General features: G+C 61.3%; 16 protein-coding genes. 7 read left to right on the plus strand and 9 right to left on the minus strand.

From position 1 onward, the window contains the following. Positions 1-86 precede the first annotated feature (86 nt). The 9 genes from Q5H92_RS17755 to Q5H92_RS17795 form a co-directional block, all read right to left on the minus strand. Positions 87-1,412, minus strand: a complete 1,326-nt coding sequence (locus tag Q5H92_RS17755; RefSeq protein ID WP_305012896.1) for a TldD/PmbA family protein — start codon at positions 1,410-1,412, stop codon at positions 87-89. Between the two features lie 30 nt (positions 1,413-1,442). Continuing rightward, on the minus strand, positions 1,443-3,092 hold the full coding sequence (locus tag Q5H92_RS17760) for a TldD/PmbA family protein (protein ID WP_305012897.1): 1,650 nt from the start codon (positions 3,090-3,092) through the stop codon (positions 1,443-1,445). Positions 3,093-3,258: 166 nt separating this feature from the next. Continuing rightward, positions 3,259-4,593, minus strand: coding sequence for a TldD/PmbA family protein (locus Q5H92_RS17765; RefSeq protein ID WP_305012898.1), 1,335 nt, complete (start codon positions 4,591-4,593; stop codon positions 3,259-3,261). A 144-nt stretch (positions 4,594-4,737) separates the two neighbouring features. Then, positions 4,738-6,390, minus strand: coding sequence for a TldD/PmbA family protein (locus tag Q5H92_RS17770; protein ID WP_305012899.1), 1,653 nt, complete (start codon positions 6,388-6,390; stop codon positions 4,738-4,740). 103 nt (positions 6,391-6,493) lie between these two features. Continuing rightward, positions 6,494-7,813 (minus strand): TldD/PmbA family protein, encoded by a 1,320-nt coding sequence (locus Q5H92_RS17775; protein WP_305012900.1) that lies wholly within the window; start codon positions 7,811-7,813, stop codon positions 6,494-6,496. Positions 7,814-7,972: 159 nt separating this feature from the next. Beyond that, positions 7,973-9,625 carry a TldD/PmbA family protein gene (locus Q5H92_RS17780; RefSeq protein WP_305012901.1) on the minus strand — a complete coding sequence of 551 codons (1,653 nt, stop codon included), beginning with the start codon at positions 9,623-9,625 and terminating at the stop codon, positions 7,973-7,975. A gap of 231 nt (positions 9,626-9,856) precedes the next feature. After that, the gene (locus Q5H92_RS17785; protein ID WP_305012902.1) at positions 9,857-10,663 is read right to left on the minus strand and encodes a phosphatase PAP2 family protein; all 807 of its coding nucleotides are present in this window, start codon (positions 10,661-10,663) and stop codon (positions 9,857-9,859) included. A 393-nt stretch (positions 10,664-11,056) separates the two neighbouring features. Then, entirely contained in the window at positions 11,057-11,332 is a 276-nt protein-coding gene (locus Q5H92_RS17790; protein WP_305012903.1) for a TolC family protein, read from the minus strand. After that, entirely contained in the window at positions 11,305-11,445 is a 141-nt protein-coding gene (locus tag Q5H92_RS17795; protein WP_305012904.1) for a hypothetical protein, read from the minus strand. Before Q5H92_RS17795 ends, Q5H92_RS17790 begins: the two co-directional genes overlap by 28 nt. 101 nt (positions 11,446-11,546) lie before the next feature. Here Q5H92_RS17795 and Q5H92_RS17800 point away from each other — a divergent pair, with 101 nt between their 5' ends. From Q5H92_RS17800 to Q5H92_RS17830, 7 genes are all read left to right on the plus strand, one after another. Further along, positions 11,547-12,029: a DUF6799 domain-containing protein gene (locus Q5H92_RS17800; protein ID WP_305012905.1), complete on the plus strand. Its 483-nt coding sequence runs from the start codon at positions 11,547-11,549 to the stop codon at positions 12,027-12,029. 49 nt (positions 12,030-12,078) lie between these two features. Continuing rightward, positions 12,079-14,082: a WG repeat-containing protein gene (locus tag Q5H92_RS17805; protein WP_305012906.1), complete on the plus strand. Its 2,004-nt coding sequence runs from the start codon at positions 12,079-12,081 to the stop codon at positions 14,080-14,082. Between the two features lie 236 nt (positions 14,083-14,318). Then, positions 14,319-15,791, plus strand: a complete 1,473-nt coding sequence (locus tag Q5H92_RS17810; RefSeq protein WP_305012907.1) for a CoA-acylating methylmalonate-semialdehyde dehydrogenase — start codon at positions 14,319-14,321, stop codon at positions 15,789-15,791. A gap of 240 nt (positions 15,792-16,031) precedes the next feature. Then, positions 16,032-17,384 carry an aminotransferase class III-fold pyridoxal phosphate-dependent enzyme gene (locus tag Q5H92_RS17815; RefSeq protein ID WP_305012908.1) on the plus strand — a complete coding sequence of 451 codons (1,353 nt, stop codon included), beginning with the start codon at positions 16,032-16,034 and terminating at the stop codon, positions 17,382-17,384. A gap of 20 nt (positions 17,385-17,404) precedes the next feature. Then, positions 17,405-17,737 (plus strand): hypothetical protein, encoded by a 333-nt coding sequence (locus Q5H92_RS17820; protein ID WP_305012909.1) that lies wholly within the window; start codon positions 17,405-17,407, stop codon positions 17,735-17,737. A 19-nt stretch (positions 17,738-17,756) separates the two neighbouring features. Next, positions 17,757-19,130: a dihydropyrimidinase gene (gene hydA, locus Q5H92_RS17825; protein WP_305012910.1), complete on the plus strand. Its 1,374-nt coding sequence runs from the start codon at positions 17,757-17,759 to the stop codon at positions 19,128-19,130. A gap of 173 nt (positions 19,131-19,303) precedes the next feature. Continuing rightward, positions 19,304-20,170: a nitrilase-related carbon-nitrogen hydrolase gene (locus Q5H92_RS17830; RefSeq protein WP_305012911.1), complete on the plus strand. Its 867-nt coding sequence runs from the start codon at positions 19,304-19,306 to the stop codon at positions 20,168-20,170. The last annotated feature ends 45 nt before the right edge of the window (positions 20,171-20,215 follow it).

Here is a 20,215-nt window from a genome sequence, read left to right on the forward strand (position 1 = left end):
GTGAGCGCAGCGAGCATCAGGCGTGTGGCATGGCCACGGCCGTTTGCTATGCTCACGCGCGGACTCGCAGAGTCCACGCTACAGTTCTAAATCGCATCCGATAAGCTCGTGAACGTGAAGTCCCGGATTTTCAGCGGCGGAATCAGGCAGCCGGCCAGGCGCTGGGGCCGGCCAATGGCCTCGATGTTGTTGAGCATGATAATCGGGCTTTCGTTGAAGCGCAGGTTCTTGATGGGGAATTTGATGGCCCCGTTTTCGATGTAGAATGTGCCGTCGCGGGTGAGGCCGGTGTAGAGCAGCGTCTGCGGGTCCACTTCGCGGATGTACCACAGGCGCGTAACTAGGATGCCTTTAGCGGTGCTTTTGATGAGCTCGGCCGTGCTCTGGGTGCCACCCGCCATGATGAAGCCGTTGGGGTAGGCCGTGGCCGGCACCTTGCTTTTTTCGGCCCAGAAGCGCGTGTAAAACAGGTCTTTCACCACGCCTTTTTCAATCCAGGTTTGGCGCTTGGTGGGCAGGCCGTCGCCGTCGAAGGCATTGCCGGGCACTTCTGGGTTCAGCGGGTCGGAGTAGATGGTCACCCGCTCATCGAACAGCTTTTCGCCCTTGCGGTTGCCGCCGCCCTTCTTGCTCAGGAAGCTGCGGCCCTCGTCGGCCTCCCGGGCGCCCATGCCGAAGATGAGCCCGCCGAGCAGCGACAAATCGCCGCCGTCCATCAGCGCGGCCGGCTCCAGAATCACGGTGTATTTGCCCGGCTCAATGGCCTTGGCGTTCACCGAGCTCAGGGCCTTGTCGGCGGCGCGCTGGGTGAGGGCTTTGGCGTTGAGCTTGGCCGGGTCGGTCACGTCGGCAATGGCGTAGCCCGAGCCGCGCCCGTCGGCGGTGCGCACCGTCACCGAAAAGTCGGTGTTGGTGGACTGCTGGTAAGCTTCGAGGCCCTTGGAGTTGCGCTTGGCGATGAAGCTGGTGCCGCCGTCGAGGAAGCCGGCGGCGGTGAGGTTTTTGGCGGCGCACAGCGTCATGCTGTCGGCGGCGGCCTGGGCGCGGGTGGCGGCCGTGAGCTGCGTGGTGGCCGAAGAGGGCGGGTTCAGGTAGGTTTGCGGGCCGATGAAGGGCACGTACTCCGGGCTCTCGGGCGCGAGCCGGGCGATTTCCTCGGCCCGCTGCACGCAGCGTTTCAAAGCGGCCTCGTCGAACTCGTTGCAGGTAGCAATGCCGCTGCGCTTGCCAAACCGGCTTTCCACGGCCAGCGACACGGAATTTTGCGAGCCCGCCGTGCTCACGCTGTTGCGGGCGTAGCGGATGTTGCCGGTGGTGCGGCCCCGCAGCGAGGCCTCGCACTCGTCGGCGGTGCTGTAGGCGAGGACTTTTTTCAGGAGGGCCTGGGCTTCGTCTTTGGAATAGATAGCCATGATAATTTGCAGAAAGGAGGGAAGAAAGAGCTAAACTTTACGGGCGGTGTTGATGACGTTCACGCCATTGAAGCGCGTGGTGGCCGAACCGTGGCTCACCGACGACACCTGCGAGGGCTGGCCCTTGCCGTCGAAGAAGGTGCCGAACAGGCGGTAGTCCGACGCATCGCACGAGCCCTGGCAGGCCCCCCAGAATTCCTGGGTGTTCGACTGATAGGCCACGTCCTCTAATTGCTCGGTGATTTTACCCTTCTCAATCGCAAAAAACAGCTGCCCGCCAAACTGGAAGTTGAAGCGCTGCTGGTCGATGGAGAACGAGCCCGCGCCGGCGATGTAGATGCCTTTGTCCACGCCTTTCACCATTTCGTCGGGGCTCATTTTGGCGGTGCCGGGGCGCAAACTCACGTTGGGCATGCGCTGGAACTGCACGTCTTCCCAGCTCTGGGCGTAGGCGCAGCCGTCCGATTCCTTCTGGCCCACGATGTGCGCCTGGTCCCTGATTTTCTGGTAGTTCACCAGCTTTCCTTCCTTGATGAGGTCCCACTCGCGGGTTTTCACGCCCTCGTCGTCGTATCCCACGTTGCCCACCGAGCCCGGCTGCAGCTTGTCGGCCACGATGTTCACGGCTTTCGAGCCGTAGGGCAGGTTCTTAGCCTTCCACTCCAGCGTGGCGAACGAAGTGCCCGCGAAGTTGGCTTCATAGCCCAACACGCGGTCCAACTCGGTAGGGTGGCCGACGGATTCGTGAATCGTCAGCCCCAGATGCCCAGGGTCGAGCACCAAATCATACTTGCCGGGCGTGACGGATTTCATCGTCAGCTTGGCCTTGGCCTGCCTACCGGCCAGCGCCGCGTCGGCCAGCATGTCGTAGCGCAGCTTATAACCCACGGTGTCGGTGCCCTGCGGCCCGCGCACCTGCTCCGAAGCGCTGGGCGTGAGGTATTCGTAGCCTAGGCCCACCGGCGCACTCAGCGACTCGCGCGAGCGGAACTTGCCCGACTTGGTATCCACCGCCGTGGCCGAAAACGTGGGCCAGAGCCGGTGAATGTCCTGGTCGATATAGGAGCCGTCGGTGCTGGCGAAGTACTTCTGCTCGTTCACTTGGAACAAACCCGAGTTCACGTAGTTAGCCCCCGCATCGAGCGCGGCGGCGTTGGCGGCCAGCAGTAAGTCCACTTTCTGCTTGATGGGCACCTCGAAGGCGCTTTGCTGAATCGGGGTTTTCCAGCTCACCTCGCCGTAGCCTTTTTGCGGGGCCAGCTGTACGGGCTCTTTCATTACCAGCTTGTTGGCCTTGGCAATGCCCACGGCCTCGCGGGCGGTAGCGGCCAGGTTGGCCTCCGTCACCACGCTCGTGGAAGCAAAGCCCCAGCATCCTCCTACCAGCACCCGGATGCCCACGCCGTAGCTCTCGGTGCTCACAATGTTCTGCACCTGCTTCTCGCGGGTAAACACATACTGATTCAGCGAGCGGCCAATACGCACGTCGGCGTAGTCGGCCCCGGCGGCTTTGGCGGCGTTCAGGGCCGCGTCGGCCAGGCGTTTTTTAATGGCCACGTCCACGCCCGGCTCGAGCAGGCGGGCGGGGTCGACGGGCGTGTGGCCGAAGCCCGGCAGGCTCGGCAGAAACAGGGCCCCGGCGGCGAAGCCAGTGAGACCCACAAAGTCACGTCTTTTCATAAGGTTTGCAGAAGGGTAAAGGTGTGGTTAGAATCAAAAAAACGTCATGCTGAGCGCAGCCGAAGCATCTCAACCGCAATAGTAAATAATTACTCTCGTGGTTGAGATGCTTCGGCTGCGCTCAGCATGACGTTTTTCTTTTTGTTCGTTTAAATTTAAGAGGATATTAAACCGCGTCCGACAGGCTCGTGAACGTGAAGTCCCGAATTTTGAGCGGCGGCACCAAGTTGCCATTCAGGCGCACCGGCTTGCCGATGGCTTCGAGGTTATTCAGCATAATCACCGGGCTTTCGTTGAAGCGGAAATTCTTCACCGGGAACTTGATTTGGCCGTTTTCAATGTAGAACGTGCCATCGCGCGTGAGGCCGGTGAAAAGCAGTGTCTGCGGGTCGACGGGGCGGATGTACCACAGGCGCGTGACGAGAATGCCTTTGGCCGTGCCCTTGATGAGGTCGGCGGTGCTTTGGGTGCCACCTTCCATAATCCAGCCGTTGGGCCGGGGCAGGTCGGGGATGCCGGCCTTCTGGGCCCAGTAGCGCGAGGAGTAGAGGTTCTTCACCACGCCCTTTTCAATCCAGGTGGTGCGCTGCTGCGGCCGCCCGTCGCCGCTGAAAGTGAGGTCGCTGATTTCCGGGTTCAACGGGTCGGAATAGATGGTGACCCGCTCATCGAACAGCTTTTCGCCCTTGCGGTTGCCGCCGCCCTTTTTGCTCAGGAAGCTGCGGCCCTCGTCGGCGTTGCGCGCATCGAGCGAACCCATGAGCGCGCCGATGAGCGAGGTATCCACGTTGGACAGCAGCGCGTTGGGCTCCAGAATGACGGTGTACTTGCCGGGCTCAATGGCCCGCGCATTCATAGATGAAGCCGCTTTGTCGGCCGCTATTTTGGTGAAGCGGGCGGCGTTCATCTTGGCCGCGTCCACGTAGTCGCCCGAGGCGTAGCCCGAGCCGGTGCCGTCGGGCGTGCGCACCGTCACCGAGAACGTCACGTTGCTCACCTGCTGGTAAGCTTCCAGCCCCTTGGAGTTGCGCTTGGCCACGAAGCCGTGCGAATCGTCCAGAAAGGCGGCCGAGCTGAGCTTGCGCTGGTCGCAGAGCGCCATGCTGGCTCCGATTTGGTTGGCCCGGTAGTCGGGCGTGATGCCGGCCGTGGCCGCCACGTAGGAGCGGCTGCCGTCGAGGTACTGCTGCGGTCCGAGCAGCGGCATATATTCCGGGCTCTCGGGGGCGAGGCGCGCAATTTCCTCGGCCCGCTGCACGCAGCGCCGCAGGGTGGCGTCGTCGAACTCGTTGCACGTTGCCACGCCGGCGCGGCGGCCGAAACGGCTTTCCACGGCCAGCGAGACGTTGTCGCTGGCCCCGGCCGTGCTGATGGAGTTGCGCGCCGAGCGTACGTTGCCGCCAATGTTGCCGCTCAGGGTGGCGTCGCACTCGTCGGCGGTGCTGAAGCTGAGGACTTTCCTGAGTATTGTCTGGGCTTCGTCTTTGGAGAGAATGGCCATTTTATTTGGAGCTGATTTAAAGTTGTCGTTTAGGCGTGGCGCCTCACCCCCTGACCCCCTCTCCAAAGGGAGAGGGGACACCGGTCCTGCGCTGACGTCAGGCTCCCCTCTCCTATGGAGAGGGGCCGGGGGTGAGGTTACCTGTTACCCAATCTTGCGCGCCGTGTTTATCACGTTCACGCCGTTGAACCGCGTGGTGCTGGAGCCGTGGCTCACGGCCGAGCTTTGGCTGGGCTGGCCCTTGCCGTCGTTGAAGGCGCCGAAGAAGCGGAAGTCGCGCTCGTCGCAGGTGGCGGCGCAGGAGTTCCAGAATTCTTGGGTATTGGCTTGGTAGGCCACGTCTTCCAGCATTTCGGTGATTTTGCCCTTCTCGATGGCGTAGAACACTTGGCCGCCAAACTGGAAGTTGTAGCGCTGCTGGTCGATGCTGAACGAGCCGTTGCCGGCAATGTAAATGCCCTTATCCACCTTGCTCACCAGCTCGTCCACGCTCAGGCGGTCCTTGCCGGGTTGCAGGCTCACGTTGGGCATGCGCTGGAACTGCACGTCTTGCCAGCTCTGCGAGTAGCAGCAGCCGTCCGATTCCTTCTGGCCCACCATGTGCGCCTGGTCGCGGATTTTCTCGTAATCCACCAGCCGGCCTTCTTTGATGAGGTCCCAACGCTTGGTTTTCACGCCCTCGTCGTCGTAGCCCACCGCGCCCAGCGTGCCGGGCGTCACCTTATCGGCCACGATGTTCACCTGCTTCGAACCGTAGGGGATGCCCTTGGCCTTCCACTCCAGCGTGGCGAAGCTGGTGCCCGCGTAGTTGGCCTCGTAGCCCAGCACGCGGTCGAGCTCCAGCGGGTGGCCCACCGATTCGTGAATGGTCAGGCCCAGGTGGTGCGGGTCGAGCACGAGGTCGTACTTGCCGGGCACTACTGATTTGGCCGTCAGCTTCTGCTTCACCTGCTTGGCGGCGGCGGCCACGTCTTCCAGCATGTCGTAGCTGTTTTTGTAGCCGATGATATCGGAGCCGGCCGGGCCGGCCACCTTATCGGCCGCCTTGGGCGTGAGGTATTCGTAGCCCATGCCCACGGGTGAGCTCATGGCCTGCCGCGAGCGGAACTTGCCGCTGGCCCGGTCGATGGCCGTGACGCCGAACGAGGGGTAAATCCGGTGAATGTCCTGGTCGATGTAGGAGCCGTCGGTGCTGGCGAAATACTTCTGCTCGTTCACCTGAAACAGCACCGAGTTGATAAACGACACGCCCAAATCCAGCGCCTTGGCGTTCACACCCAGCAGCAAATCCACCTTGTCCTTGATGGGTACCTCAAACGCGTTTTGCTGAATGGGGGCTTTCCAGGTGACCTCGCCGTAGCCTTTTTGTGGGGCCAGCTGCACCTTTTCCTTCTGCACTTTCGAGTTGGCCTTGGCAATCTGCACGGCCAGCTGCGCGGCTTTGGCGATGCCCGCCTCGGTCACATTGTTGGTGCTGGCGAATCCCCAGGTGCCGTTGGCAATCACGCGCACGCCGCAGCCGTAGCTCTCGGTGCTGGCGATGTTCTGTACCTGCTTTTCGCGGGTGAAGATGCCCTGGTTGAGGTAGCGACCGATGCGCACATCGGCGTAGCTGGCCCCGGCGGCTTTGGCGGCGTTCAGGCCGGCATCGGCGAGGCGTTTTTTCATGGCCGCGTCGGCGCCGGGTTCCAGCAGGCGGGCGGGGTCCACCGGCACGCCGCCGATACTGGGGAAGCTGGGGAGGAACAGGGCCCCGGCGGCAAGGCCGGAGAGGCCCACAAAGTCGCGTCGTTTCATGTGGTGAAAAATGTAGCGTGGACTCTGCGAGTCCGCGCGTGGAAGGATTTGAATAAAATACTAACCGGCCGATGCGCGGACTCGCAGAGTCCACGCTACAAGCCTAAACCGCGTCGGACAAGCTGGTGAAGGTGAAATCCCGGATTTTGAGCGGCGGCACGAGGCTGCCGTTCAGGCGTACGGGCTTTCCCAGCGCCTCGAGGTTGTTGAGCATGATGACCGGGCTTTCGTTGAAGCGGAAGTTTTTCACCGGGAACTTGATGACGCCGTTTTCGATGTAAAACGTCCCGTCGCGGGTAAGGCCGGTGTAGAGCAGCGTCTGCGGGTCGACGGCCCGAATGTAGTAGAGGCGCGTCACGAGAATGCCCTTAGCCGTGCCCTTGATGAGGTCGGCGGTGCTTTGGGTGCCGCCCTGCATAATCCAGCCGCCGGGGGGCGGGATGTCGGGCACGCCCGATTTCTGGGCCCAGAAGCGGGAGGTGTAGAGGTTTTTCACGATGCCCTTTTCCACCCACGTCACTTTCTGCTGCGGGCGGCCGTCGTTGGCAAAGGTTAGGTCGGGCACGTCGGGGTTGGTGGGGTCTGAGTAGATGGTCACCCGCTCGTCGAAGACCTTTTCGCCCTTCTTGTTGCCGCCGCCCTTCTTGCTGAGGAAGCTGCGGCCCTCGTCGGCATTGCGGGCATCCATGGCGCCCATCATGTTGTTGAGCAAATCAATGGCCGCCGCCGGTTCCAGAATCACGGTGTACTTGCCCGGCTCGATGGCCTTCGCGCCCACCGACGAAGCCGCCTTATCGGCCGCCACGCGCGTGAGGCGAGCTGCGTCGAACTTCGCCAAATCGGTGTAATTGGCAATGGCGTAGCCCGAGCCGGTGCCGTCGGCCGTCCGCACGGTGATGGAAAAATCCACGCTGCTCACCTGCTGGTAAGCCTCCAGCCCTTTAGAATTGCGCTTAGCTACGAAGCCCGCCGAGTCATTGAAGAAACCGGCGGAGCTCAGCTTCTTCTGCTCGCACAGCGCCATGCTGGCCCCAATCTGCTCGGCCCGGTAATCGGGCGTGATGGCAGCCGTGCGTGGGGCAAACGAGCCCGGCGAGGGCAGGTACGTCTGTGGCCCCAGCAGCGGCACATATTCCGGGCTTTCGGGGGCAAGCCGCGCAATTTCCTCCGCTCGCTGCACGCAGCGACGTAGCGAGGCTTCGTCAAATTCGTTGCAAGTGGCGGTGCCGCTGCGCTTGCCGAAGCGCGCCTGCACGGCCAGCGCCACGTTCTCGCTCGCGCCCGCCGTGCTGATGGAGTTGCGGGCCGAGCGCACGTTGCCGCCGGTGCTGCCGTTGAGCGTGGCCTCGCACTCATCGGCGGTGCTGAAGCTGAGGACTTTCTTGAGTATCGTTTGGGCTTCGTCTTTGGAGAGAATGGCCATATTTTCAAATGTGGAAATGCTGAAGGATTTCAGAACGTCATGCAGAGCGCAGCGAAGCATCTCGCTCGGGGCAGTTACTAAATCGTGGAAACATCAATAATTAGTAGTGGCACGCGAGATGCTTCGCTGCGCTCTGCATGACGTTTTAGGCATGTTCAACTACCCAAGCTTGCGCGCTGTATTGATGACGTTCACTCCATTAAACCGCGTGGTGGCCGAGCCGTGGCTCACGGCCGAAACCTGGCTGGGTTGGCCCTTACCGTCGAAGAAGGAGCCGAATAAGCGGTAGTCCGATTCGTCGCAAATGGCGGCGCAGGAGTTCCAGAATTCCTGGGTGTTGGCCTGGTAGGCCACGTCCTCAATCATGCCGGCAATCTGGCCTTTCTCGATGGCGTAGAACACTTGGCCGCCAAACTGGAAGTTGTAGCGCTGCTGGTCTATGGAGTAGGAGCCGCGCCCGGCAATGTAGATGCCCTTGTCGACACCCTTAATCATGTCATCGACACTCATTTTGGCCTTACCGGGCTGCAGGCTCACGTTGGGCATGCGCTGGAACTGCACCGAGTCCCAGGAATCGGCGTAGCAGCAGCCGTCTGATTCGGTCTGGCCGACGATGTGCGCCTGGTCGCGAATCTTCTCATAGTTCACCAGCACGCCGTCCTTAATGAGGTCCCAGCGCTTGGTTTTCACACCCTCGTCATCGTAGCCCACGGCACCCAGCGAGCCGGGCTGCAGCTTGTCGGCCACGATGTTCACCAGTTTCGAGCCGTAAGGAATTTGCTTGGCCTTCCACTCCAACGTCGCAAACGAAGTGCCCGCGTAGTTGGCTTCATAGCCCAGCACGCGGTCGAGCTCCAGCGGGTGGCCTACGCTCTCGTGGATGGTGAGGCCCAGGTGGTTGGGGTCGAGCACGAGGTCGTACTTGCCGGCCGTTACGGACTTCGCGGTCAGCTTTTCCTTCACCTGCCGGGCGGCCAGGGCGGCATCCTCCAGCATGTCGTAGGAGTTGCGGTAGCCAATGAGGCCGGTGCCCGCGGCCCCCGGAATCTTGTCGGCGGCCTGGGGCGTGAGGTACTCGTAGCCCAGGCCCATCGGCGCGCTCAGGGCATCGCGCGAGCGGAACTTGCCGCTGGCTCTATCGATGCCCGTGACCGAAAACGTAGGCCAGATGCGGTGCACGTCCTGGTCGATGTAGGAGCCTTCGGTGCTGGCGAAGTACTTCTGCTCATTGATTTGGAAGAGCGAGGAATTGACGAAGCTCGCGCCGTTGTCGGTGGCTTTCGCGTTGGCGGCCAGCAGCAACTCCACCTTTTGCGCCACCGGCACTTCGAAGGCATTTTGCTTGATGGGCGTCTTCCAGGTGACTTCGCCGTAGCCGCGTTGCGGGGCCAGTTGCACCTTCTCCTTCTGTACTTTCGAGTTGGCTTTAGCAATGGCCACGGCCAGCTGGGCGGCTTTGGCCAGGCCGGCTTCGGTCACCACGTTGGTGGCGGCGAAGCCCCAGGTGCCGTTGGCCAGCACCCGCACGCCGCCGCCGAAGCTCTCGCCGCTGGCGATGTTCTGCACCTGCTTTTCGCGGGTGAAGATGCTTTGATTGAGGTAGCGGCCGATGCGTACGTCGGCGTAGCTGGCCCCGGCGGCTTTGGCGGCGTTCAGGGCCGCGTCGGCTAGGCGCTTTTTCTGGGCGGGGTCGAGGCCGGGCTCCAGCAGGCGGGCGGCGTCGACGGGCGTGCCGCCGAGGCTGGGGAAATGGGGCAGGAACAGGGCCCCGGCCGCCAGGCCGGACAGTCCCACAAAATCGCGTCGTTTCAAAGCAGCGTAGTTATTTTAGAATAGGGACAGCAGATTCGTAAAGATGGGTACAAATCTTAATGAAAAAGACCAGCTGTTGCGGCCGGCGTTGCGCTATTGATTAAAAAAGTCTGTTTTGTTCGATATTATTGGTCGCTAAGGCCGCTTTCAACCTAAACACCGGCGCGGAAGCTCACCAAAAAGCCCCGAATCTTCTCAGACTCGGGGCTGTGTTTAATGGGGAAGCGGCGCCTATTTCGTGGGCCGCCATGTAAGGGTCATGCCCGATGCGCCGCTGCCAAAATAGGCGGGCGCCATGCTAATGTCGCGCCCGATGGACTTGCGACCCCAGCGGTTGCGGTGGCTCAGGTAGGCCAAGTGAGCCGATAGGATGCCGAAGCCCGCCCCGGCTACCACGTCGGACTGCCAGTGCTTGTCGTTAATCATGCGCAGGGCGGCCACGCTGGTGGCAATGGTGTAGGCGCCCACGCCGTACCACTGGCTCTTGTCGCGAAACTCGGTGTGCACGATGCTGGCCGCCAGAAATGCCTGCGCCGTGTGGCCCGACGGAAACGACAGGTTATCAGCCCCATTGGGGCGGGTTTCGTTGGCAAGGTATTTCACGGCGAAGGTGCTGGCCAGCATAATGGCCTCGCCTTTGAGAATGATGAGCACCGTGTTGATGCGGTCGTTGCGCGATTCGACACCGGCCAGCGCCACGGCGCCCAGCTCCAGGTAGGGCAGAAAAATGAATGTGTTATCCAGGTTGGTGCTCACCGGCCGGAACTGCTTCTGTACAAACGTGCGGGCGTCGCGGTTGATGCCCGCATTGCCCTGCGCCGTGATGGCCCCGTAGGTTATCATCACGGTCGGAATGGCCACGGCTTTGAAAAGCTTGCTTTTGAAAAACGGCTTGCTGCCGGGCGTAGAAACGCCGCCGGGATTGGCGTATTTTTTGGTCGTGTCAGTAGGGGCGGGGTTAACCTGGGCCCGTGCCGGATGGACGGCCCCGAACAGCAGCATAGCGGCAGCGAAACGGGTGATTAGAAAGGAACGCATGAAATAGAAAATTGGGGGTAAGCAGGGGAAGAGCTTATTACTACGGGCTTGGTAACATAAACGTAATAGTCGATTCTGAGGAAAATCTTAAGTCTTTGAACAGGCGCTAATTATTATATGAAAAATCCCCGCTCAGATGTCGAGGTCTTTGAATTCTGTGCGAAATCTGTTGATTCTGTGGCTATTCCCAGCCGCCACCCAGCGCCCGCACCAAGGCCACGCCCGCGTCCAGCAGGTTGCTTTGAGCCTGTGTCAGCAGGGGCGCGGCGTCTAGGGTCTGGCGGTCGGCGTCCACCCTTCGAAATAGGTGATGAGGCCGGTGCGATACCGCTCCTTGGTGAGGGGGCTGGCCAGGCGGGCGGCGCGATGCTGCTCCGGATGCGGCCCCACATATCAACCTCGTTGCTGGCAATAATGGGAATGTATTGCTTGCGACTGCACCACCCCAAGGTTGCTGGACGCCACCGGAAACAGCAGCGGCCGCCGCGCCAACAGCCGCGAGCGGTATACCTGCAGGTCCACCGTCACGCGCGGCGCGCGGTGGGAGCTTGCCACGCGCACGTTGGCGCGGGCGCTTTCCACGCGGGCCACTGCGGCCTGCAGACTGAAATTTTGAGCCGTGGCTTGTTGCTCCAGCGTGTTCAGGCCGGCATCGTTGAAGAGCTCCACGAGTTGCCGGGCGCGGGCGGGTTGTCGACGGTGGGCGGCGTGCTACTGGCCACGGCGGCCGGCGGCCGTAGCTCCGGCCGGCCTCCCCGCCCCGATGAACCGAAATCAGCCACCTTTGGCGGAAAAAGGCAGCCTGGCGCCGTATTTGACGTATAGCGCCGTTCGGGGCCGCACCAATGTCCCGCCGCGCGTCCTGCGCTTTTGAATTATGCTTATGCGGACCCTTCGGCTTTACTGTGCCGCCAGCTTGCTGGGCTTGGCCTCGGCTTGGCCGGCGCATGCCCAGTCGTCGGCGGCCAACAACGACGGCTTCCGGCGTCGCAACGGCCAGATGGAAGTGGTGCGCAACGGCCAGGCCCGGCCCATGACCCGCGACGCCCACCTGCCCACCGGTGCTACCGTCACCAAAGACGGCTTCGTGGTGAGCCCCACCGGCGAGCGCACCGAGCTGCGCGAGGGCCAGGGCTGCGACCTGCGCGGCCGCCCCGTGGCCGTGCGCACCGCGTCCAATGGCCAACTGGCCCTGGCTACCCCCAGCGGTGGGGCCCGGGTGGCTTCCCGGCCGGTTCCCTCGCGCTCGGTGCTCGACGCCTTGTTTGGCGATGACGACGAAGGCCGGGGCTATAAAATCAAAAAAGCAAAAAAGAAACACGGCAAAGGCAAAGGGCACGGCCGTTGGAAAGGGGAAGACGACTGAGTGCGGGCCGTTGTCGCCGCTGCCCCATTTCAGTGCTTGTTTTCATTCCATGGTTCACCATTTTCTAGCTGCTCCTTTTGATGATGCCGCCCGTGCCGCCCAGTTCGAGGCCGTGCGCGACACCCTGCAAGCCGATGCCGCCACCGACACCCTGCTGCTCGGCAATCTTGTGCTCGAGGACGGGGCCGCCTCCATCCACGCTTTGGTGGTGCGCCCGCACAGCCTCACGCTGCTGGTGCTGGTGCCCGGCGGCGGCAGCCTGAGCGTGCCCGAGCTGGGCTACGGCCGCTGGCAGCTGGCCGGTACCCCGTTGCCGGTGGCCGAAGAATTCGATAACCCGTTTGAGCAGTTTGCCCAGCAGAAAAAGGCCGTGGCCGATTGGCTGCGCCCCCGCTTCCGACCCGAGCAGGTAAACCTGGAGTGCGTTTCCGGCGTGGTGCTGTTTGCCGCGCCCATCGATTCGGCGCCCAACGTGGCCGCCGCGCTCAGCACCGCCCCGGCCGGCTTTAAGTTGGTCGACCGCCCCGCTGCCCTGCCGCGCGTGCTCGACCAGCTGGCCACCCCCGAAATCAGCCTCAGCCCGGCCGACCTGGCCGACTGGACCGCCGAATGGGCCGCCTTCGCCGCCGCTCCGGCAACAGCCGGCCCGGATGATGAGCCGGCCGCGCGTCCGGCCCCGACGCCTGCCGGTGCTGCCGCGCAGCCTTCCGAAGCCCCCGGCTTTCTGGCCCAAAAAGCCCGCGCCCTGTGGGGCTGGCTGGGTGCCGCCGACATCCCCGACGACGACCCGGCCTACGGCGCCGACCCCACCGGCGCCGCCGCCCGCCGCGACCAAAAACAGCACCTCGAACAGCTGCGCCAGCAAATGCAGGCCGACATGGCCGCCCAGCTCAGCGCCCTAGAAGCCCGCGAAGCTGAGCGCGAGCGTAGCATTGCCCAACTCAAAGCCGAGCTGGCCCAGGCCCCGCCCGTGGCCGCCGAGGCCACCGCGCTGGTTTCGCGCCTCTCCGCCGAAACCCGCGAGAAAGCCGCCCTCGAAGCCGAGATGCAGGCTTCACGCGCCGAATCGGCCGCCCGCAACCAGGAGCTGGACGCCAAAATCCAGCAGCTCAGCCAGCTCATTGAGCGGCTCAGCACGCAGCCGCCAACCGCTGCTGCCAGCGTCCCCGTGACGCCTCCGAAGCCCGTGGTGCCGGTCAGGCCTGCGGCACCGGCCACCGCCTCGCCAATCCCGGACTTTTCCGCGCCAGCCTCGTCGGCACCCGTGCCGACCTGGTCAGCGCCCGCTTCGGCGCGTCGGGCGTTTGCCGCGCTTCAAGCCAGCTTGCGCACCCTGACCGGGCCCTGGCTCGGCCAATTGCGGGCCCGGCGCTTGCGCGTGCCAAAGGTGCCCGTGCTGGCGGGCGGTGTGGCAGTACTGGCTCTGGGAGCCTGGGGCCTGAGCCATCTGGGCGGCAGCCCACCGGTGCCGCACCAGGAAAACGGCCGTTGGGGCTTTGCCGATGCCAACGGCCAGCTCGTGATTCCGGCGCAGTTCACGGCGGCCGAGCCGTTCAAAGAAGGCCGGGCCGTGGTGGCCAAAGACGGTGCCTACGGGGCCGTAGACGAGGATGGCAAAGAGGTGATTGCGCCCGCCTACGACGCCATGAACCCTTATGCCGGGGGCTATGCCCGCGTGCGGGTAGGCGATGCTTACACGTTTATCAACGAGCAAGGCGAGGAGTTTGATACCTATTACTTCAATGCCCGCGACTTCGCGGAAAGCCACGCCGCCGTGCTCGACCACCGCGGCTGGTACTACCTCAGCGGCCCCGAGGCGCCCGTGAAGCCGGTGATTTTTAAGGAAGCGTATTCTTTTTCCGGCGGTCTGGCCCGGGTGAAACTGTCAGACGGCTTTACTTACATCACCCCCGACTACCTCGACGAGCCTGAAGCAGGCACCAAGCCCTTCGGCCGCTACCAGCAAGCCTCCGATTTTGCCGATGGCAAGGCCCGCGTGATGCAGGGCGGCCGTCGCTTCGAGATTGACAAGCAGGGAGAAGAGGTGAAATAGCTTCTTGTGCTTAGAGGCCCGTGCGGTGCCAGGCACCGGGCAAATGGTGGGGGCGAATGTGAACAAATAAAATCCGTTTACTGGGTTCTGCGGCGGTTTGGCTACTTTGCAAACTGCTTCCACAACCTTGCCGGTTGCGCGAGGCGCGGTTGAAATATTTTTGCCGGAAACGATTGCGGCGCTGTTTCATTTCCCGCAAAACCCTTAGCTTGCACCCCGCTTAACATTAAGGTAACATGGAAGTCCAAACATTAAAGTATCCGGCCATCCGCAACTACGTGGCTGGCCAGGCGGTAGAAAGTGCCTCTGCGTCCACTATGGACGTATTTAGCCCCCTTAATGGGCAGTTGATTTCCACCTTGCCGCTCAGCAACGCCGCCGCGCTCGACGCCGCCGTGCAAGCCGCCAAAGCCGCCTTCCCCGCGTGGTCGGCCACGCCCATCAAGGAGCGGGTGCAGATTTTTTACCGCTACAAAACGCTGCTGGAGCGCGACATGAAAGCCCTCGCCGACCTCGTGCGCGAGGAAAACGGCAAAACCTACGACGAGGCGCGCGCCGAAGTCGAAAAAGCCATCGAGTTGACCGAATTCGCCTGCTCCATGCCGCAGCTCATCCAAGGCGAATTCCTCGAAGTGAGCAAGGGCGTGGAGGCCCGCGCCGAGCGCAAGCCGCTGGGCGTGGTGGCCAGCATCGCCCCATTCAACTTCCCCAATATGGTGCCCCACTGGACCATTCCAAACGCCATTGTGCTGGGCAATACCATGATTCTGAAACCCTCGGAACAGGTGCCACTGAGCGCCGTGCGTATCGCCGAGTTGCTGAAAGAAGCCGGCCTGCCCGACGGCGTGCTGAACGTGGTGAACGGTGACAAGGAAATCGTAGAAGCCATCTGCGACCACCCCGATATTCAGGCCGTGAGCTTTGTGGGCTCCACCAAAATTGCCAAAGTGGTATACATCCGCGCCACCAGCAACCTCAAGCGCTGCGTGGCCCTCGGCGGCGCCAAAAACCACCTGATGGTGCTGCCCGACGCCCACCCCGACATGACGGCCTCGAACGTAGCCGCCAGCATGAGCGGCTGCGCGGGCCAGCGCTGCATGGCCGGCTCCACCATGGTAGGCGTGGGCGCGGTCGATGGCATCGTGGCCAAAATTGTGGAGGAGGCTAAGAAGATTGTGGCCGGCCAGAACCTCGGCTCCGTCATTAGCAAAGAAGCCAAGGCGCGCATCGAGCAGCACATCAGCGAAGCCGAGGCGGCTGGCGCCAAAGTCCTGCTCGACGGCCGCAACGCCGTAGTGCCCGGCCACGAAGACGGCTACTATGTGGGCGCCACCGTCATCGATTACGTGACGCCCGACATGCGCATAGCCCAAGAGGAAGTCTTCGGCCCTGTCCTCGCTATCATGCGCACCAACACGCTGGACGAGGCCCTGGCCATCGAAAACGCAAACCCCTACGGCAACGCCGCCGCCGTGTTCACCAGCAGCGGCAGCAGCGCCCGCTACGTAATGGACCACGCCAACGCCGGCATGATTGGCGTGAACATCGGCGTGCCTGTGCCCCGTGAGCCCTTCTCCTTCGGCGGCTGGAACGACTCGAAATTCGGCGCCTGCGACATCACCGGCAAAAGTTCCATCGAATTCTGGACACAGCTCAAGAAGACCACAACGAAGTGGAACCCCGAGTCGCGCGTGAACTGGATGAGCTAGAACAGTCAGCAAAAGAACGTCAGACCGAAGCACGCTGGCCGCAGTTTAGCGCGAAGCGCGTAACTGCTGGCCGATGGTAATCGTGAGTCTGTGACTCACGACGCGAGGGCCACAAGCGTCACCGGCCTTAACTTGAATCAAGAATTGCCGCTCAGCGGCAGCGAGTTACAAACTCGCTTTACCCATCAGCCAGCAGTTACGCGCTTCGCGCTAAACTGCAGTCAGCAACTTATTCGTCAAATGGAAACCACTTTCGCCACCGACAAAGACCAAATCCTGCACGACAACCTCGACCACACGCTCTTCTCGTGGTCGAAGCAAACGGGCCTGAACCCCATCAACGCCGAGCGCGCCGAAGGCGTGTACGTGTACGACCGCGACGGCAAGCGCTACCTCGACTTCTCGGCCCAGCTCATGAACGTGAACATCGGCCACGGCGACCAGCGCGTGACCGAAGCCGTGGCCGCTCAGATGCGCGAGCTCAGCTACGTGTATCCCGGCATGATTACCAAGGCCCGCGGCGACCTCGGCAAGCGCCTGGCCGAAATTACCGCGCCCAACCTCACCAAGGCGTTTTTCACGCTGGGCGGGGCTGAGGCTATTGAAAACGCCATCAAGCTGGCGCGGGTGTACACCGGCCGCCACAAGATTGTGTCGCTGTACCAGTCGTTTCACGGGGCCAGCTATGGCGCCATGAGCGTTGGCGGCGACCCGCGCAAGTTTGCCGTCGACAGCCAGGCCATGCCCGGCACGGTACACGTCGAGAACCCCTACTTCTACCGCTGCCCCTGGTACTCCGAAACGCCCGAGCAGTGCGCTCAACGCGCCGCCGACGCCATGGAGCGCATAATAGGATACGAAAATCCCGGCAGCGTGGCCGCCATCATCATGGAAGGCGAGTCGGGCACGTCGGGCTGCATCAAATACCCGCCCGGCTACTGGACGCGGGTGCGCGAAATCTGCGACAAGCACGGCATCCTGCTCATTGCCGACGAGGTGATGTCGGGCTTCGGCCGCACCGGGAAGTGGTTCGGCTCCGACCACCACAATGTCAAAATCGACATCATGTGCATGGCCAAAGGCATTACCGCCGGCTACCTCCCTTTGGGCGCCGTGATGGTGGACGAAAAAATCGCCAAGTCCTTCGACGACAAGCCCCTGCCGCTCGGCCTCACATACTCAGCCCACCCGGTTTCCTGCGCCGCCGCCGTGGCCGTGCTCGATATTTACGAGTCGGACAACCTGCTCGAAAACACCGTGGAAATGGGCAAGTACATGGACGAGCAAGTGGCCCAGCTCATGCGCCATCACCCCAGCATCGGCGACTGGCGCAACACCGGCCTCTTCGGCTGCCTGGAGCTGGTGAAAAACCGCGATACCAAAGAGCCCATGGCCCCCTGGAACGCCACGCCCGCCCAAATGGACATTATGAACCAAGTGGCCGCCAAAATCCGCGAGTTGGGCATGTACACCTTCGTGCGCTGGAGCTATATCTTCATCTGCCCCCCGCTCACCATCACCAAGGACGAGATTGACGAGGGCTTGGCTATTATCAGCGAGGCGATAAGCATTGCGGATAAGTACGTGAATTAAGGCCTTAAAGGATTCTGCAAATGAAATCCCATGAGAGAATTTCTGAGGAAGGTTTTTTGAGACTGTCACCTGATGAGCAAATGATTGTCCTTATCAGATTAGCGGAGAAGGAAGATGCTGACCTTGATGACTTCAAACTTTACCAGTCCGCCATTATATCAGGCACTGATAAAGATGTAAAATTTACTGCTTTGAAAAGAATCCATTTATTCAAAAGGCACGCTGATTTGCTGCCAATGATGAATAGATTGAGGCAGCAAGAGAGCAGCAAGGATTTAGAGCCCTATTTCTCAATAGCGTTGAGCAGATTGGGGGTAATTTCCTTAAACGAATTTCAAAACATTTTTAAATAGGCTAAGCATTCAGCCGTTTATGTCCATCCTTCTTAAAAACGGCCGCGTCGTCACCGCCGACTCGGACGCCGTCTGCGATATTCTGATTGAAGGCGAAACCATCATGTCTATTGGCCGCAATTTGTCGGCCGAGGGGGCGGAGGTGATTAACTGCACCGGCAAGCTGGTGATGCCCGGCGGCATCGACCCGCATGTGCACCTCGAAATGCCCTTTATGGGCACGTTTTCGTCGGATACCTACGAAACCGGCACCCGCGCGGCCCTGCACGGCGGCACTACCACCGTCATCGATTTCATCCTGCAAAAGCAGGGCAATTCCTTGCGCTCAGCCTTCGAGGAGTGGAGCGGGCGCGCCACTGGCAACGCCGTGGGCGACTACAGCTTCCACATGGCTGTGACCGATTTCAACCCCGGCACCAAAGAGGAAATAAAGGACATGATTGCCGAAGGCATCACCTCCTTCAAAACCTTCATGGCCTACAAGGGCGCGCTCATGATTGACGACGCGCAGATGGTGGGCCTGATGCAGGAGGTAAAAAAGCACGGCGGCCTCGTGACGGCCCACGCCACCAACGGCGATATGATTGATACGCTCATCGCCCAGCACCGGGCGCAGGGCAAGCTCACGCCGCTTTACCACTACCTCTCGCAGCCCGAAGTGACGGAAGCCGAAGCGTCAGGACGATTTGCCGACATCGCCAACTACACGGGCGTGAATGCCTACATCGTGCACCTCACCTGCGAGGGCGCCCTCAACCAGGTGCGCCGCGCCACCGAGCGCAACCAGCGCGTGCTGGTCGAAACCTGCATCCAGTATCTGGTGTTGGATGCGTCGCTGTATGAGGACGAGGCCAACGGTGCGAAAGTGGTAATGTCGCCGCCGTTGCGCGAGAAAAAGGACCAGGCCACGCTTTGGGCGGGCTTGAATCAGGGTTTGGTGAATGTGGTGGGCACCGACCATTGCCCCTTTATGTGGGAGCAGAAGCTGATGGGCAAGGACGACTTCTCCAAGATTCCGAACGGCCACCCGGCCATTGAGCACCGCATGGAACTGCTGTTTTCGGAAGGTGTGAACAAAGGCAAAATCACTCCGCAGAAATTCGTGGAAGTGACTTCGACTAATGCGGCGAGAATCTTCGGTATGTTTCCGCGCAAAGGCACTATTAGTATTGGCGCTGATGCGGATTTGGTGATATTTGACCCGAATAAAAAACACACGATTTCGGCTAATACGCACCACATGAATTGTGACTACTCGGCCTACGAGGGCTGGGAGCTGACTGGTAAAATTGAAACCGTTTTGCTACGCGGCCAAGTAGCGGTAGACGCTGGTGAACCGAAAGTTTCGAAAGGCTATGGGCAGTTCATCAAGCGCGGCAAGACGAATATTTAGAACGAAGAAGCCAGCCCGTCATTCCGAGTGAAGTCGGGGAATCTCGCGTGTGGTAGTAATTCAATCGTAGCAACGTCAATGATTAGCGAGAGCACGCGAGATTCCTCAGCTTCGCTTGTAATGTTCTAAACCGGAAATCAACGCACAAAAACCAACCCCACCTAACAACCCCAATGCCCAGAATTATCAAATCCGGCCTCATCCAGATGAGCTTGCCGATGACCGAAGGCGAAGGCACCATCCAGGAAATCATGGCTGCCATGGAAGCCAAGCACATTCCGCTCATTGAAGAAGCCGGCCGCCAGGGCGTGCAGATTCTTTGTTTGCAGGAAATCTTTAACACTCCGTATTTCTGCCCCGGCCAGGACAAAGCCTGGTACGCCTCGGCCGAATCGGTACCCGGCCCGACCACGGACCGCATGGCCGAATACGCCAAGAAATACAACATGGTGATGATTGTGCCCGTGTACGAGCGCGAGTCGGCCGGTTTCCTCTACAACACCGCCGCCGTGATTGATGCCGACGGCACCTACCTCGGCAAGTACCGCAAAAACCACATCCCGCACACCACCGGCTTCTGGGAGAAGTTCTTCTTCAAGCCTGGCAACATGGGCTACCCGGTGTTCCAGACCAAGTATGCCAAAGTGGGCGTCTACATCTGCTACGACCGGCACTTCCCCGACGGCGCCCGCATCCTGGGCTTGAACGGCGCCGAAATCGTGTACAACCCCTCGGCCACGGTGGCCGGCCTCTCGCAGTACCTCTGGAAGCTGGAGCAGCCCGCGCACGCCGCCGCCAACGGCTATTTTATGGGCTGCATCAACCGCGTGGGGGAAGAAAAACCTTGGAACTTGGGCCGCTTCTACGGCACCAGCTATTTCGTGGACCCGCGCGGCCAAATCATTGCGCAGGCCGATGAGTACAAAGACGAATTGCTGATTGCTGAATTCGACCTCGATATGATTGAGGAGGTACGCAATACCTGGCAATTCTTCCGCGACCGCCGCCCCGAAACCTACGAGAAACTGGTGGAATTGTAGGCACTTGGCTGACATTTGAACGGCCATGCTGAGCGCAGTCGAAGC

Source organism: Hymenobacter mellowenesis, assembly GCF_030581005.1.
GTDB classification, from domain to species: Bacteria; Bacteroidota; Bacteroidia; order Cytophagales; family Hymenobacteraceae; genus Hymenobacter; species Hymenobacter mellowenesis.